General features: G+C 75.6%; 16 protein-coding genes. 5 read left to right on the top strand and 11 right to left on the bottom strand.

Annotated elements, in window-relative coordinates; all coding sequences use genetic code 11:
* Positions 1 to 30 precede the first annotated feature (30 nt).
* Positions 31 to 495, top strand: coding sequence for a hypothetical protein (locus HK417_RS18055; protein ID WP_222269127.1), 465 nt, complete (start codon positions 31 to 33; stop codon positions 493 to 495).
* The gene (locus tag HK417_RS18050) at positions 485 to 934 is read left to right on the top strand and encodes a MarR family winged helix-turn-helix transcriptional regulator (RefSeq protein ID WP_222269124.1); all 450 of its coding nucleotides are present in this window, start codon (positions 485 to 487) and stop codon (positions 932 to 934) included. The genes HK417_RS18055 and HK417_RS18050 overlap by 11 nt, the downstream gene beginning before the upstream one ends.
* A gap of 27 nt (positions 935 to 961) precedes the next feature.
* Here the strand turns inward: HK417_RS18050 and tsaE are convergent, their stop codons facing one another.
* From tsaE to HK417_RS17995, 11 genes are all read right to left on the bottom strand, one after another.
* The gene (gene tsaE / locus HK417_RS18045; protein ID WP_222269121.1) at positions 962 to 1,414 is read right to left on the bottom strand and encodes a tRNA (adenosine(37)-N6)-threonylcarbamoyltransferase complex ATPase subunit type 1 TsaE; all 453 of its coding nucleotides are present in this window, start codon (positions 1,412 to 1,414) and stop codon (positions 962 to 964) included.
* Complete coding sequence (locus HK417_RS18040) at positions 1,411 to 2,052, bottom strand: uracil-DNA glycosylase (RefSeq protein ID WP_222269118.1); 642 nt, start codon at positions 2,050 to 2,052, stop codon at positions 1,411 to 1,413. The genes tsaE and HK417_RS18040 overlap by 4 nt, the downstream gene beginning before the upstream one ends.
* Before the next feature lie 47 nt (positions 2,053 to 2,099).
* Positions 2,100 to 3,272: an alpha/beta fold hydrolase gene (locus tag HK417_RS18035; protein WP_222269115.1), complete on the bottom strand. Its 1,173-nt coding sequence runs from the start codon at positions 3,270 to 3,272 to the stop codon at positions 2,100 to 2,102.
* A complete protein-coding gene (gene alr / locus HK417_RS18030; protein ID WP_308123681.1) occupies positions 3,269 to 4,423 on the bottom strand; it encodes an alanine racemase in 1,155 nt (384 codons plus the stop codon). Before alr ends, HK417_RS18035 begins: the two co-directional genes overlap by 4 nt.
* Before the next feature lie 25 nt (positions 4,424 to 4,448).
* Positions 4,449 to 5,891: an NAD(P)H-hydrate dehydratase gene (locus HK417_RS18025; protein ID WP_222269112.1), complete on the bottom strand. Its 1,443-nt coding sequence runs from the start codon at positions 5,889 to 5,891 to the stop codon at positions 4,449 to 4,451.
* A complete protein-coding gene (locus HK417_RS18020; protein WP_222269109.1) occupies positions 5,888 to 6,271 on the bottom strand; it encodes a holo-ACP synthase in 384 nt (127 codons plus the stop codon). Before HK417_RS18020 ends, HK417_RS18025 begins: the two co-directional genes overlap by 4 nt.
* A gap of 55 nt (positions 6,272 to 6,326) precedes the next feature.
* Positions 6,327 to 8,189, bottom strand: a complete 1,863-nt coding sequence (glmS, locus tag HK417_RS18015) for a glutamine--fructose-6-phosphate transaminase (isomerizing) (RefSeq protein WP_222269106.1) — start codon at positions 8,187 to 8,189, stop codon at positions 6,327 to 6,329.
* Positions 8,190 to 8,246: 57 nt separating this feature from the next.
* Positions 8,247 to 9,590, bottom strand: a complete 1,344-nt coding sequence (gene glmM / locus HK417_RS18010; protein WP_222269102.1) for a phosphoglucosamine mutase — start codon at positions 9,588 to 9,590, stop codon at positions 8,247 to 8,249.
* A gap of 22 nt (positions 9,591 to 9,612) precedes the next feature.
* Positions 9,613 to 10,032 (bottom strand): 30S ribosomal protein S9, encoded by a 420-nt coding sequence (gene rpsI / locus HK417_RS18005; RefSeq protein WP_368858536.1) that lies wholly within the window; start codon positions 10,030 to 10,032, stop codon positions 9,613 to 9,615.
* A complete protein-coding gene (gene rplM / locus HK417_RS18000; RefSeq protein WP_222269099.1) occupies positions 10,029 to 10,472 on the bottom strand; it encodes a 50S ribosomal protein L13 in 444 nt (147 codons plus the stop codon). Before rplM ends, rpsI begins: the two co-directional genes overlap by 4 nt.
* Before the next feature lie 273 nt (positions 10,473 to 10,745).
* Complete coding sequence (locus HK417_RS17995) at positions 10,746 to 11,231, bottom strand: beta-class carbonic anhydrase (protein WP_222269096.1); 486 nt, start codon at positions 11,229 to 11,231, stop codon at positions 10,746 to 10,748.
* Positions 11,232 to 11,313: 82 nt separating this feature from the next.
* On the opposite strand from HK417_RS17995, the gene moeA reads away from it, so the two are divergent.
* Genes moeA through HK417_RS17980 form a run of 3 tightly spaced genes read left to right on the top strand, consistent with a single transcriptional unit; the run spans position 11,314 to position 13,479 of the window.
* Entirely contained in the window at positions 11,314 to 12,519 is a 1,206-nt protein-coding gene (moeA, locus tag HK417_RS17990) for a molybdopterin molybdotransferase MoeA (protein ID WP_222269093.1), read from the top strand.
* A complete protein-coding gene (moaC, locus tag HK417_RS17985) occupies positions 12,516 to 12,992 on the top strand; it encodes a cyclic pyranopterin monophosphate synthase MoaC (RefSeq protein WP_222269090.1) in 477 nt (158 codons plus the stop codon). The genes moeA and moaC overlap by 4 nt, the downstream gene beginning before the upstream one ends.
* A complete protein-coding gene (locus HK417_RS17980; RefSeq protein WP_222269087.1) occupies positions 12,985 to 13,479 on the top strand; it encodes a MogA/MoaB family molybdenum cofactor biosynthesis protein in 495 nt (164 codons plus the stop codon). The genes moaC and HK417_RS17980 overlap by 8 nt, the downstream gene beginning before the upstream one ends.
* Positions 13,480 to 13,708 lie beyond the last annotated feature (229 nt).

Genomic DNA, 13,708 nt, shown 5'->3' with positions numbered 1-13,708 from the left:
CCCGATGTACTAAGCGTGCATACTATTTCCATGATCGAACTCGCCTGCGGCTCGGCTCGCTCCTCCGCCGGTCCCGACGCCTACTTCGCGCGCTGGGTGGACCACGGCACCTGGCCCGCCTGGTCCCCCGACACCGAATGGGTGCGCGTGGCCGGGCCGGTCCGCACCGGCACCAGGGGTGTGCTGAAGCCGCGGGGCGGGCCACGGGTCCGGTTCGTCGTCAGCGCCTGCCGTCCGGGGCGGGAGTACACCGACACCAGCCGGCTGCCCGGGGCGTGCCTGGTGTTCCAGCACGTCGCGGAGGAGTCCGGCGCCGGCACGGAGCTCGGCGTCCGGGTGACGCTGTCGGCCCGCTGGCCCCGCTGTGGGCGCGGCTCATGGGCCGCGGGTTCCGGGGGTCCACCCAGGCCGACCTGGACCGCCTGGTCGCGCTCGTCGAGGAGGCGGCCTGAGCCCCCCGGGTCTCTCCGGCGACGATGGCGGCATGACCGGTGAACTCCGCACCGCCCATGCCGAGGCCGACGACAGCCCCGGACTGATGCTCTGGCGGGTGACCAACGCCTGGCAGGCGGCGCAGCGGGCCACGCTGGCCCCCTTCGACCTCACGCACGTGCAGTTCGTGCTGCTCGCCTCGCTCGCCTGGCTGCGGGCTGACGGGCCGGTCAGCCAGCGCGCGCTGGCCTCGCACGCGCGGACGGATCCGATGATGACCTCCCAGGTGCTGCGCGCCCTGGAGGGCAAGGGGCTGGTCGAACGCCATCCCCACCCGACCGACGCCCGGGCCCGGGCGCTCACCGTGACCGCACGGGGCGCGGCGCTCGCCGACGACGCCAACGCCGCGGTGGAGGCGACCGACCGACGGTTCTTCGGCGTGCTGGGCGACCGCGAGCCGCTCCTCACCGGGATGCTGCGCGACCTGGCCCGGGCCGGCTGACCGGTCGCGGCGGAGCGCCACGCCGGGTCACACGCCGTCGAGCCGCCGCTCCCAGCCGGGGCCGACCGGGACGAGCCGGGCGGTGCGGACGTCGTCGTCCCGGCGGTCCAGCTCGACCACGAGGTGCTCGTCGGCGAGCTGCTCGACCAGCCCGTGGCCCCACTCGACGACCGTCACCGACTCCTCGGTGGTGGCGTCCAGGTCCAGGTCATCGACGTCGGCCATGCCGGTGAGCCGGTAGGCGTCCACGTGCACCAGCGGCACGCGGCCGCCCCGGTGCACGCGGGCGAGCACGAAGGTGGGCGAGGTGACCGGCCCCGGGACGCCGAGCCCCGCGCCGATGCCCTGGGTGAGCGCCGTCTTCCCCGCGCCCAGCGGACCGGCCAGGACGACGAGGTCCCCGGGCTGCAGCACCCCGGCGAGCTCCCGGCCGAGGGCCTGGGTGTCGGCGACCATGGGCAGTACGTGCTCGCGCCTCACAGCGTGTCCGCCACGGCCTGCAGGTCGGCCAGCAGCCCGGCGCGGGGAGCGCCGTGGGGGCCGAACCGGATCGCCGCCGACGGGTGGTAGGTGGCCCACACCGCGCGGCCGTCGACCTCGTGCGGGCGGCCGCGGACGGCGGCGAGCACGGTCCGCGGGCCGAGGAACCACTTCGCCGAGGACAGCCCCAGCGCCACCACGACCCGGGCGTCGAGCAGGTCCAGCTGCCGGCGCAGCCATCCGCTGCACCGGGTCACCTCGGCGGCCTTTGGTGTCCGGTTGCCCGGGGGCCGGCACTTCACCACGTTCAGCACGGCGGCCTCGGCGCGGTCGAGGCCCGCCTCGGCCAGCAGCTGGTCCAGCAGCGCGCCGGACCGCCCGACGAACGGGCGGCCGGTCTCGTCCTCGGTCGCCCCCGGGGCCTCGCCCACCAGCACCAGCCGGGGCCGGCCGGTGACCGGGACGTCGCCGACGACGACGTGCTGACGGGCGGCGGCCAGCTCGGGGCAGGCCAGGCACCCACTGGCCGCGGTGGCCAGCGCGGCCCAGTCCGGTGCCGCGGCGGCGGTGCGGGCGACCTCCTCGGCGGCCGCGTCGAGCCGCGGCGGTCGGGGCGGGGACGGTCGCGGAGAGGCCACGCCAGCACCCTACGGCGACCGGCGGCGGGCTCCGGACCGGCCACGGCTCAGCCGGGCGTCCGGCCCGGCTGCTCGGCGGCGACCCGGCGGATGAGCCCGGCCAGCGCGCGGGTCACCTGCTCCGGGTGCTCCAGCGGCACCAGGTGGCCGGCGTCGGGGACGACGACGAACTGCGCCGTCCCCAGCCGCTCGTTGATCAGCTCGCTGTGTGCCATCGGGATCAGCTTGTCCTTGTCGCCGGTGAGCACCAGCGCCGGGACGCGGCGCAGCGGCTCCAGTGCGCCGCTCTCGTCCAGCCCGACCAGTGCCGGGTAGAACTCGGCGATCACGTCGACCGGCGTCCCGGCGATCATCGCGTCGACGTAGTGCCCGAGCTCCGGGGCGACGTCGGCGGAGGAGAACGACAGGGACCGGGTGGCCGCCGAGACGAGGTCCTTGGCGACCCGGCGGGTCTGCTCGGCGAACCGCGGGCGGCGCCGCATGGTCCAGGCGGCCACCGGCAGCACCGCAGCGCGCACCCGGGTGAGCAGCTGGGGCAGGCCGAGGTCGAGGTCGGCGAGGTTGCCGCTGGAGGTGGACACCAGCGCCACCCCGGCGATCCGGGAGCCGAACAGGTCGGGACGGCGGCGGGCCAGCGCCAGCACGGTCATCCCGCCCATCGAGTGGCCGACCAGGACCACCGGGCCGGTCGGCACCCGGGCGGCGAGCACCGTCTCCAGGTCGGCGGCGAGCTGCTCGATCGTGGCGTGGTCGGCGTCCCCGCGGCCGGAGGCGCCGTGCCCGCGCTGGTCGTAGAACACCAGCCGCGCCGTGGGCCGGTGCCCGTTGGCGGCGGCGAGCTGCGCGCCGAGGTCCCGGCGCTGGAAGGTCCACGACGCCATCGACAGCGCGTAGCCGTGCACGAGGACCACCGTCAGCGGCGCGTCGAGCGGGCCGACCTCCTCGACGGCCAGCAGCACGCCGTCGTCGGCCGGCACGACCGTGCTGCGGTCCGCGGGCCGGGAGGCGAGGCCGAGCGGGTCGTCCTGCCGCAGCTCCCGCTCCGGGACGCCCTCGACCTCCGGCAGCCGGCCGGCGATGCGGTCGGCCCGGATCCGCGCGGTGGCCGCCCGGGTGACCGCGACCCCCACCGCGGTGCCGGCCGCGGCGAGCCCGAGCGCCGCGCCGACGATGCCTACCGTGCGCCCGGTGGGCCGGTGCGGGTGCGGGTAGGCGGTCATCGTCCAGCCCCGGCGGTGCCGACGTACCGCCGCCGGAACCGGCCACCGATCCGGGTCACCAGCTCGTAGTGGATCGTGTCGACGGCGTCGGCCCACTGCTGGGCGGTCGGCTCGCCGCCGTCCCCGGGCCCCCAGAGGACGACCTGGTCGCCGGCCGACACGGCGTCGTCCCCGACGTCGAGCACGAACTGGTCCATGCACACGCGCCCGGCGATGGTCCGCTGCGCTCCCGCGGCGAGCACCGGCGCACGGTTGCCCGCCGCGCGGGGCACGCCGTCGGCGTAGCCGACCGGCACCAGGGCGAGCGTCGTCTCCCGCTGCGGGGAGTAGGTGTGGCCGTAGGAGACCCCGGCGCCGGCCGGCACGCGCTTGGTGAGCGCCACCTGGGCCTGCACGGTCATCGCCGGGCGCAGCCCGTACGCGGCGGGGTCGCCGCCGAGCGGGTCGAGCCCGTAGACGGCGACCCCCGGGCGGACCATGTCGTACCAGGTCTCCGGCAGCGCGATCGTCGCCGCCGAGTTGGCCAGGTGCCGCCGGGCGCCGGTCAGGCCGGCCGCGCGGGCGATGTCGACGGCCTCCTCGAAGAGCCGCACCTGCCGGCCGATCGTCGGGTGCGTGGGGGCGTCGGCGTAGGCCATGTGGCTCCACAGCCCGACCACCTCGACGTCGCCGTCGCCCTGCGCGCGGGCGGCCGCCGTCACCAGGCCCGGCCAGTCGGCGGGAGTGGCGCCCTCCCGGGACAGGCCGGTGTCGGCGAACAGGTGCAGCCGGGCGGTCCGGCCGGTCTCCCGCGCGGCCGCGACCACCTCGGCAAGCCCCCAGTCGGCGTTGACCGAGACCTCCACGTCGGCGGCGAGGGCCGCCGCGAAGTCCTCGCCGGGCGCGTGCAGCCAGGCCAGCAGCGGGGCGGTCACCCCGGCGGCGCGCAGCGCCAGCGCCTCCTCGACGACGGCGACGCCCAGCGCGTCGGCACCGCCGGCGAGGGCCGCCCGCGCGGCGGGGACCATGCCGTGGCCGTAGCCGTCGGCCTTGACCACCGCCATCAGCGGGCGGTCGGCCCGCTCGCGCAGCACGGCGGTGTTCGCCGCGATGGCGTCCAGGTCGACGACCACCTCGGCCCGGTGGAGCAGTGCGGTGTCCAACGACGTCACACCACCACTCTCCCAGGCACCGGTGTCAGGCCGCGCCACCGCGGCGCAACCGGCCGACGGTCTCCGGCAGCACGCGCACCAGGTCCCCGGCGATCAACGGGCCCCGTTCGGCGGCCAGCTGCCCGGCCCGGCCGTGCACGTGCGCCGCGACCGCGGCCGCCTCGGCGGCCGGGAGCCCGGTGGCCAGCAGCGCACCGAGGATCCCCGCGAGCACGTCACCGGTGCCGGCGGTGGCCAGCCAGGAGGTGCCGGTGGCGTTGACGTAGGCCGCGCCGTCCGCGTCGGCGACGACGGTGGCGTCGCCCTTGAGCAGCACCGTGCAGCCCAGGGCCGCGGCGCCACGGCGGGCGGCGGCGACCCGGTCGGGCCCCACCTCGTCGCCGAGGACGCGGGCGAACTCCCGGTCGTGCGGCGTGAGCACGGTGGGCGCGGTCCGCTCCCGGACCAGCTCGGGCTGCGCCGCGACCAGCGTCAGACCGTCGGCGTCCACCACCACCGGCAGGTCGGTGGCCAGCACCTCGGCCAGCACGCTGCGGGCGTCGTCGTCGATGCCCATGCCGGGCCCGGCGACCCAGGCCTGCACCCGCCCGGCGTCCGCCGGCCGCCCGGAGGTGACGAGCGCCTCCGGCCAGGCCGCGCGCACGCCCTCGGCCGCAGTACCGGCATAGCGGACCAGCCCCGGCCGGGCGCGCAGCGCGGCCCCGGTGCACAGCACGCCCGCACCCGGGTAGGTGGCCGATCCGGCGACGATGCCGACGACCCCGCGCGAGTACTTGTCGTCGCCGGGGTCCGGGGCGTCGAGGTGGACGGCGACGTCGGCGTCGGTGAGCTGCCGGGCGTCCGGCGCCCCGAGCGCCCCGCCCAGCCCGATGTCGACCAGGTGCACCGTGCCGGCCGCCTGCCGTCCCGCGCCGACGACCAGCCCGGTCTTCACCGCTCCGAAGGTGACGGTGTGCTGGGCGGGGAAGACGGCGCCGGGCACCTCACCGGTGTCCGCGGCCACGCCGCTGGGGACGTCGACCGCCACGAGCAGCGCGGGCCCGGCGATCGCCTCGGCGACCAGCGCCGCGGCGGGATCCCGCAGTCCACCGCTGCCGCCGATGCCCACGATCCCGTCCAGGACCAGGTCGGCGCGGTCCAGACCGGAGTGCCCGGGGTCGGCCACCCGGCCGCCGGCCCGGCGCAGCGCGACCAGGCCGCCGGCGTGCGCCCGGTCCGGGGCGAGCAGGACGGCGGTCACCTGCGCGCCGCGGGCGGCCAGGTACGCGCCCGCGTAGAGCGCGTCGCCGCCGTTGTTGCCCGCACCCACCAGGAGGACCACCCGGACGCCGTGGGCCCGGCCCAGCAGCTGCAGGCAGATCGTGGCCAGGCCGGTCGCGGCCCGCTGCATGAGCGCACCCTCGCGGACCGCCGCCAGCACCGCGTCCTCGGCGGCCCGCACCCCGGCGGCGGTGTAGAGCCCGATCACGGCGCGGTGTCCCCGCGCTCCGCGACCACCACGGCCGACGCGACGCCCCCGTCGTGGCTCAGTGACACGTGCCAGCAGGTGACGCCGAGCTCCGCGGCCCGGCGCGCGACGGTGCCCCGGACGACGAGGTGGGGGCGGCCGCGATCCCCCACCGTCACCTCGGCGTCGTGCCAGTTCAGGTCACCGGGCGCGCCGAGGGCCTTGGCCAGCGCCTCCTTGGCCGCGAACCGGGCCGCCAGCGACTCCCCCGTGCGCCGGCCGCCCGAGGGGGTGGTCTGCTCGTCGGTGGTGAAGAGCCGGTCCCGCAGGCCGGGTGTGCGGTCCAGGGAGGCGGCGAACCGCTCCACCGGGCAGACGTCGATGCCGACCCCGATGATCACCGGGACAGTCTGCCAAGCTCGCACCGGAACGGCCCGCGGGGCAGGGGTCGTCCTGCTATTCCACCGTGACGCTCTTGGCCAGGTTCCGCGGCTGGTCGACGTCCAGGCCGCGGGTGTCGGCGATCTCGCAGGCCAGCACCTGCAGCGGCACCGTGGTGACCACCGGCGCGAGCAGGGTGGGGGTGCGTGGCACCCGGATCACGTGGTCGGCGAAGGGCAGCACGTCGTCGTCGCCGTCCTCGGCGATCACGATCGTCCGCGCGCCCCGGGCGCGGACCTCCTGGATGTTCGAGACCACCTTCCCGTGCACCGACTCGCGGGTGCGCGGTGAGGGCACGATCACCACGACCGGCGTCCCCTGGTCGATGACGGCGATCGGCCCGTGCTTCAGCTCCCCGGCGGCGAAGCCCTCCGCGTGGATGTAGGCCAGCTCCTTGAGCTTGAGCGCACCCTCCAGCGCGACCGGGAAGCCGACATGCCGGCCGAGGAACAGGATCGTGTTCGCGTCGGCCAGCGACCGGCCCAGTTCGCGCACCGGCTCCATCTGCTCCAGCACCCGGGCCACGGCATCGGGCAGCGCGCGCAGGTCGTCGACGATGGCGGCGATCTCGTCGGCGTACTTGACCCCGCGCACCTGCGCCAGGAACAGCCCCACCAGGTAGCAGGCGACGACCTGGGTCAGGAAGCCCTTGGTCGAGGCGACGGCGACCTCCGGGCCGGCGTGGGTGTAGAGCACCGCGTCGGACTCGCGCGGGATGGTGGACCCGTTGGCGTTGCAGATCGCGAGCACGCGGGCCTTCTGGTCCCGGGCGTGCCGCAGCGCCATCAGGGAGTCCATCGTCTCGCCGGACTGGCTGATGACCACGACGAGCGTCGAGCGGTCCAGCACCGGGTCGCGGTAGCGGAACTCGCTGGCCACCTCGACCTCGACCGGGATCCGGGTCCAGTGCTCTATCGCGTACTTGGCGAGCAGACCGGCGTGGAAGGCGGTGCCGCAGGCGACGACGAAGATCTTGTCGATGTCGCGCAGCTCCTGGTCGGACAGGCGGACCTCGTCCAGCACCAGCTCCCCGGACTCGCCGAGGCGGCCGAGCAGCGTGTCGGCGACGGCCCGCGGCTGCTCGGCGATCTCCTTGAGCATGAACCAGGGGTAGCCGCCCTTCTCGGCGGCCGCGGCGTCCCAGTCGACGGTGTAGGCGGTGGGCTCGACCCGGTTGCCGGAGAAGTCGGTGACGGTGGCACCGCGGGTGCGGTCGATCTCCACAACCTGGTCCTGGCCGAGCTCCAGGGCGTTGCGGGTGTGCCCGATGAACGCGGCGACGTCGGAGCCGAGGAAGTACTCGCCGTCCCCGACGCCGACCACCAGGGGGCTGTTGCGCCGGGAGGCGACGATCGTGTCCGGCTCGTCGGCGTGCGTGGCCACCAGGGTGAAGGCGCCCTCGAGACGGCGGCTGACCGCGCGCATCGCCTCGGCCAGCCGGTCCGGGCCCGCGGGCAGCGCGCGGTACGTCGCGGTGAGCAGGTGCGCGACGACCTCCGTGTCGGTCTCGGAGGTGAACTCCACGCCGGTCGCCTCGACCTCGGCGCGCAGCGGGACGAAGTTCTCGATGATCCCGTTGTGGACGACCGCCACCCGACCGTCGGCGGACACGTGCGGGTGCGCATTGCGGTCGGTCGGGCCGCCGTGGGTGGCCCACCGGGTGTGCCCGATGCCGATCGTGGCGGCGGGCAGGTCCGCCTCGGCGAGCTGCTTCTCCAGGTTGGCGAGCTTGCCGGCCTTCTTGGCCGTGCTCAGCTGCCCGTCCGCGAGGACGGCGACACCAGCGGAGTCATACCCCCGGTACTCGAGCCTCCGGAGACCTTCCAGGACCACGCCGAGTGAGTCCTGCGGGCCGACGTACCCCACGATGCCGCACATTGCACCGATGGTACCGGCGCACGCGGAGACCCTCCGCCCGCCGCCGGGGGACGGCGGTCACCCGGTGGCGGCGACGACCTCCGCCAGCCGGCCCGCCACGGCGTCCGCCTGCTCCTGGGTGGGCGCCTCGACCATGACCCGCACGAGCTGCTCGGTGCCCGAGGGGCGCAGCAGCACCCGCCCGGCGTCCCCGAGCTCCGCCTCGACCGCGTTGACCGCCTGGGCGACGTCGTCGCTCTCGACGACCGCGAGCCGGTCGCTGACCGGCACGTTGACCAGGGTCTGCGGCAGCCGGCGCACCACGGACGCCAGCTCGGCGAGGGAGGCGCCGCTGGAGCTCATCCGGGAGAGCAGGGCCAGGCCGGTGAGCAGGCCGTCGCCGGTGGTGGCCCAGTCCCGGAACACCAGGTGCCCGCTCTGCTCCCCGCCCAGGGACAGCCCGCGGGAGCGCAACGCCTCGAGCACGTAGCGGTCACCGACCGCCGTCGTCTGCACCTTGATGCCCGCCTGGCGCATCGTGTGGTGGAAGCCCAGGTTGCTCATCACCGTGGCCACCACGGTGTCGTCGGTGAGGTTGCCGCTCTCGTGCAGGGCGAGGGCGCAGATGGCGAGGATGCCGTCGCCGTCGACGACGTCGCCCTTGGCGGTCACCGCCAGGCAGCGGTCGGCGTCCCCGTCGTGCGCGATCCCGATGTCGGCGCCCTGCTCGGCGACGGCGGCGATCAGCGGACCGAGGTGGGTGGAGCCGATGCCGTCGTTGATGTTCCAGCCGTCGGGCTGGCCACCGATGACGTGCACGTCGGCGCCCGCGCGGCGGTACACCTCGGGGGCGGCGCGGAATGCGGCGCCGTGCGCGCAGTCGACGACCACACGCAGGTCGCGCAGCGGCTCGCGCAGGGCGGACAGCACGTGCGCGGTGTAGTCCTCGGCGGCGCCGGGAAGGTCCCGGACCCGGCCGATCCCGCCGCCGGTGGGCCGGTGGTCGTCGCCGTCCGGGCTGGCCACCCGCCGCTCGATGGCGGCCTCGACCGCGTCGGGCAGCTTGTGCCCGCCCCGGCTGAACAGCTTGATGCCGTTGTCCGGCATCGGGTTGTGACTCGCCGAGATCATGACGCCGAGGTCGGCGCCGGTCCGGTCGGTGAGGTGCGCGACGGCCGGGGTGGGCAGCACGCCGACCCGGAGCACCTCGGCGCCGGCGCTGGCCAGCCCGGCGACCACGGCCGACTCGAGCATCTCCCCGCTGGCCCGGGGATCACGGCCGACGACCGCGACGGGACGCGAGGTCCCGTCGCGGTCGGCGAGCACGCTGGCGGCGGCCCGGGCCACCGAGAGCGCCAGCTCCGGCGTCAGGTCGGCGTTGGCCCGGCCACGGACACCGTCGGTCCCGAAGAGGCGACCCACTGGTCGAGTGCCGCTGCGCCGGTCAGCGCTTGGAGTACTGAGGAGCCTTGCGGGCCTTCTTCAGGCCGTACTTCTTCCGCTCCTTGACCCGCGGGTCACGGGTGAGGAAGCCGGCCTTCTTCAGCGCCGGGCGGTCCTCGGCCTCGACCTGGATGAGCGCGCGCGCGATCGCGAGCCGCAGGGCACCGGCCTGGCCGGTGACGCCGCCGCCCTTGAGCAGGCCGATGACGTCGTACTGCTCGGCCTTCTCGAGGGTCACGAACGGCTCGCGGATGAGCTGCTGGTGCACCTTGTTCGGGAAGTACTGCTCCAGGGTGCGGCCGTTGAGGCGGAACTCGCCGGTGCCCGGCACGAGCCGGACGCGGACGATGGCCTCCTTGCGGCGGCCGACGGTCTGGATGGGACGCCCGTCGGCGTCGGTCACGGTCAGTGCGCTGGTCACTGGGCCACCTGCTTGATCTCGAAGGTCTGGGGCTGCTGGGCGGCGTGCGGGTGCTCGGGCCCGGCGTAGACCTTGAGCTTGGAGAGCATCTGCCGGCCCAGCGTGTTGTGCGGCAGCATCCCCTTGACGGCGCGCTCGATGACGCGGTCGGGGCGGGTCTTGAGCTCGTCGCCGACCTTGGTCTGGCGGAGGCCACCCGGGTACCCGGAGTGGCGGTAGGCGATCTTCTCGTCGCGCTTCGAGCCGGTCAGCGCCACCTTGCCCGCGTTGACGATGACGACGAAGTCGCCGGCGTCCACGTGCGGGGCGAACTGGGGCTTGTGCTTGCCGCGCAGCAGCTGCGCGGTCTGGCTGGCGAGTCGGCCGAGCACCACGTCGGTGGCGTCGATGACGTGCCAGGCCCGGGTGATCTCACCGGGCTTGGGGCTGTACGTGCGCACGAGGCTCACTGTCCTTCGTCAGTCGGGCGGGCGGCTGGTGGGATCGCCTCACCGAGCACGGGAGACGCGGGCCCCGACCAGGTCGGGAAGGCCCCGGACGCGCGTGCACCAACCAGCGGCGCGCGCCAGCAGGTCACGATACCAGCCACCGGACGGCGCCCTCCCGGCCGTCGGCCGACCGTGACGTCCGCTGTCAGCGGACCGTGACGAGCGTCCGCCTCCGCACTCCGGTCCGCTCCTCGCTCGTTCCTCGCTGCGATGCTCCCGGAGCTGTCAGCGGACCTCGCGCAGCCGGCCGGTCGCCACGTCGTACACCGTCCCGCGCACCTCGGTGCTGAGCAGGTAGGGCGTCGCCTGCAGGATCCGCACCGACTCCCGGACGTCGGCGTCCACGTCGGTGAACGTGCGCGCGGTCCACGGCGGCCGGTGCCCGGTGGTGCGCTCGACGAGGTCGGCGACCTCCTCGTCGGTGGACTTCTGCAGTCCGCAGTCGGTGTGGTGCACGAGCACCACCGACCGGGTGCCGAGCACGTGCTGGGAGATGGTCAGCGACCGGAGGGTGTCCTCGGTGACCACGCCCCCGGCGTTGCGGATGACGTGCGCGTCGCCGACGGCGAGGCCCAGCATGCCGAACAGCGGCATCCGTGAGTCCATGCACGCGACGACGGCCACCTTGCGGGCCGGTGCCACCGGCAGGTGCCCCGGGAACTGGTCCAGCCACACCTCGTTGGCCGCCAGCATGCGGTCGATCTCGCTCATCCACGCTCCTCCTCCGTACCCCGGGAACCTAGCGCGCCGGGGGGCACCTGCCCGCCGGACCAGCATCGGTGAGGATGGGCGCGTGCGCAGCGTCGAGGAACACCAGGCGGTCGTGGCGGCGCTGCTGCGCCCCCTGCCGGTCGAAGAGGTGCCCGTGGGGGCCGCGGCGGGCCGGGTGCTGGCCCGCGACCTGGCCGCGCTGGTCGACCTGCCGGGGTTCACCAACTCGGCGATGGACGGCTACGCCGCCCGGCACGCCGAGGTCGGGACGGCGAGCGACGCCGCCCCCGTGCGGCTGCCGGTGGCCGAGGACGTCCCGGCCGGGCGCACCTCCGTCCCCCCGCTCGCGCCGGGCACGGTGCACCGGATCATGACCGGCGCGCCGGTGCCCGCGGGCGCGGATGTGATCGTCCCGGTCGAGCGCACCGACGCGGGCACCGGCGTGGTGACGATCACCGGCTCACCCGCCGTCGGCACCCACCTGCGCCACACCGGGGAGGACATCCGCACCGGGCAGCTGGCCCTGCCCGCCGGCACCCCGCTGGGCGCCGCGCAGCTGGGCCTGGCCGCGGCCGTGGGCCACGCCGAGGTGCCGGTCCGGCGCCGGCCCCGGGTGCTGGTGCTCTCCACCGGCAGCGAGCTCGTCGAGCCGGGCCGCCCGCTGCTGCCCGGGCAGATCTACGAGTCGAACTCGGTCCTGCTCGCGGCCGCGGTGACCGACGCCGGAGGCGAGGCGCGCACGCTGCACTTCGTGCCCGACGACGTCGACCAGTTCCTGACCGCGATCCGGGCGGAGCTGCCCACCGCCGACCTGCTGGTCACCAGCGGCGGGGTCAGCGCGGGGGCCTACGAGGTGGTCAAGGACGCCCTCGGTGTCCTGGGCACGGTGGAGTTCGGCAAGGTCGCGATGCAGCCGGGCGGCCCGCAGGGCGCCGGCACCGTGGACGGCGTCCCGGTGGTGACGCTGCCGGGCAACCCGGTGAGCGCGTTCGTGTCCTTCGAGGTGTTCGTGCGCCCGGCGCTGCGCCGCGCCCTCGGGCACGCGTCCCCCGAGCGGCTGCGCAGCACCGCCCGGCTCACCGCCCCGCTGCGCTCCCCGGAAGGCCGGCGCCAGTTCCTGCGCGGGCGCTTCGACGCCGGCGAGGTCTCGCAGGTCGGCGGGCCCGGATCACACCTGGTCGCCCACCTGGCGCGGGCGAACTGCCTGGTCGTCGTCCCCGAGGACGTCACCGAGCTGCCCGCGGGCGCCGAGGTGACCGTCGTCCTGATCGAAGGAGCCCTGCAATGACCGATGCCCGGCTGACCCACGTCGACGAGACCGGTGCCGCCCGGATGGTCGACGTCACCGCCAAGCCGGTGACCGCCCGGGTCGCGACGGCGGCCGGCCGGGTGCTGGTCGGCCCGGAGGTGGTCGCCCTGCTGCGCGGCCGCGGGGTGCCCAAGGGCGACGCGATCGCCGTGGCCCGGATCGCGGGCATCGCCGGCGCGAAGCGGACGCCGGACCTGGTGCCGCTGTGCCACCCGATCGCGCTGCACGGCGTGACCGTCGACCTGGAGGTCACCGACGAGGCCGTGGAGATCACCGCCACCGCCCGCACCGCCGACCGCACCGGCGTGGAGATGGAGGCGCTCACCGCGGTCACCGTCGCAGGGCTCACCATGATCGACATGGTCAAGGCGGTGGACCCGCGGGCCTCGATCACCGACGTGCGGCTGGTGGCCAAGAGCGGCGGCAAGAGCGGGGACTGGACCCGTGGCTGAGCTGCCCCCCGATCCCCGTGCGGTCGTCGTCACCGCCTCCAACCGGGCCGCGGCCGGCGTGTACGCCGACCGCAGCGGCCAGGTGCTGGCCGAGGGCCTGCGCGCGCTCGGTTTCTCCGTCGACGGCCCGCACGTGCGGCCCGACGACCTCGGGCGGCTCGAGGAGGTGCTGCGCGAGGCCGTCGCGTCCGGCGCCGACGTGGTGCTGACCACCGGCGGGACCGGGCTGTCGCCCACCGACGTCACCCCGGAGGCGACCCGCGCGGTGCTCGAGCGGGAGGCCCCCGGCATCGCTGAGGCGGTGCGCCGCGCGGGTGAGCAGGAGGTGCCCACCTCGGTGCTGTCCCGCGGGATCGCCGGCGTCGCCGGGCGCACGCTGATCGTCAACCTCCCCGGGTCCACCGGGGGCGTGCGGGACGGGCTGGCGGTCCTCGGCCCCCTGCTCCCGCACGTGGTCAGCCAGCTCCGCGGCGGGGACCATGCCTGAGGTCGCGCTTCCGCGCTCCACCGCGGCCAGGTGCCGTCTCCTGCCGCGCTGAGCCGCTGCCCGGGTTCCCAGCGGGAGCCTCCGGCCCCGCACTGGGCTCCCGGACCGTCCGACGGACGGGTCATCCGTACTCGTCCCCCGGTGAGCCCGTCCCGGCATGAGGTGTATCGGTTGGCGATCTTGGATCGCCGCGCTTGGGGATGAGAATGCGGGGGCCGTCCGGCGACGT

This window comes from Modestobacter marinus, from assembly GCF_019799945.1.
In the GTDB taxonomy this organism is placed as follows: Bacteria; Actinomycetota; Actinomycetes; order Mycobacteriales; family Geodermatophilaceae; genus Modestobacter; species Modestobacter marinus_B.
This window is presented reverse-complemented; position numbering and strand designations above follow the sequence as displayed.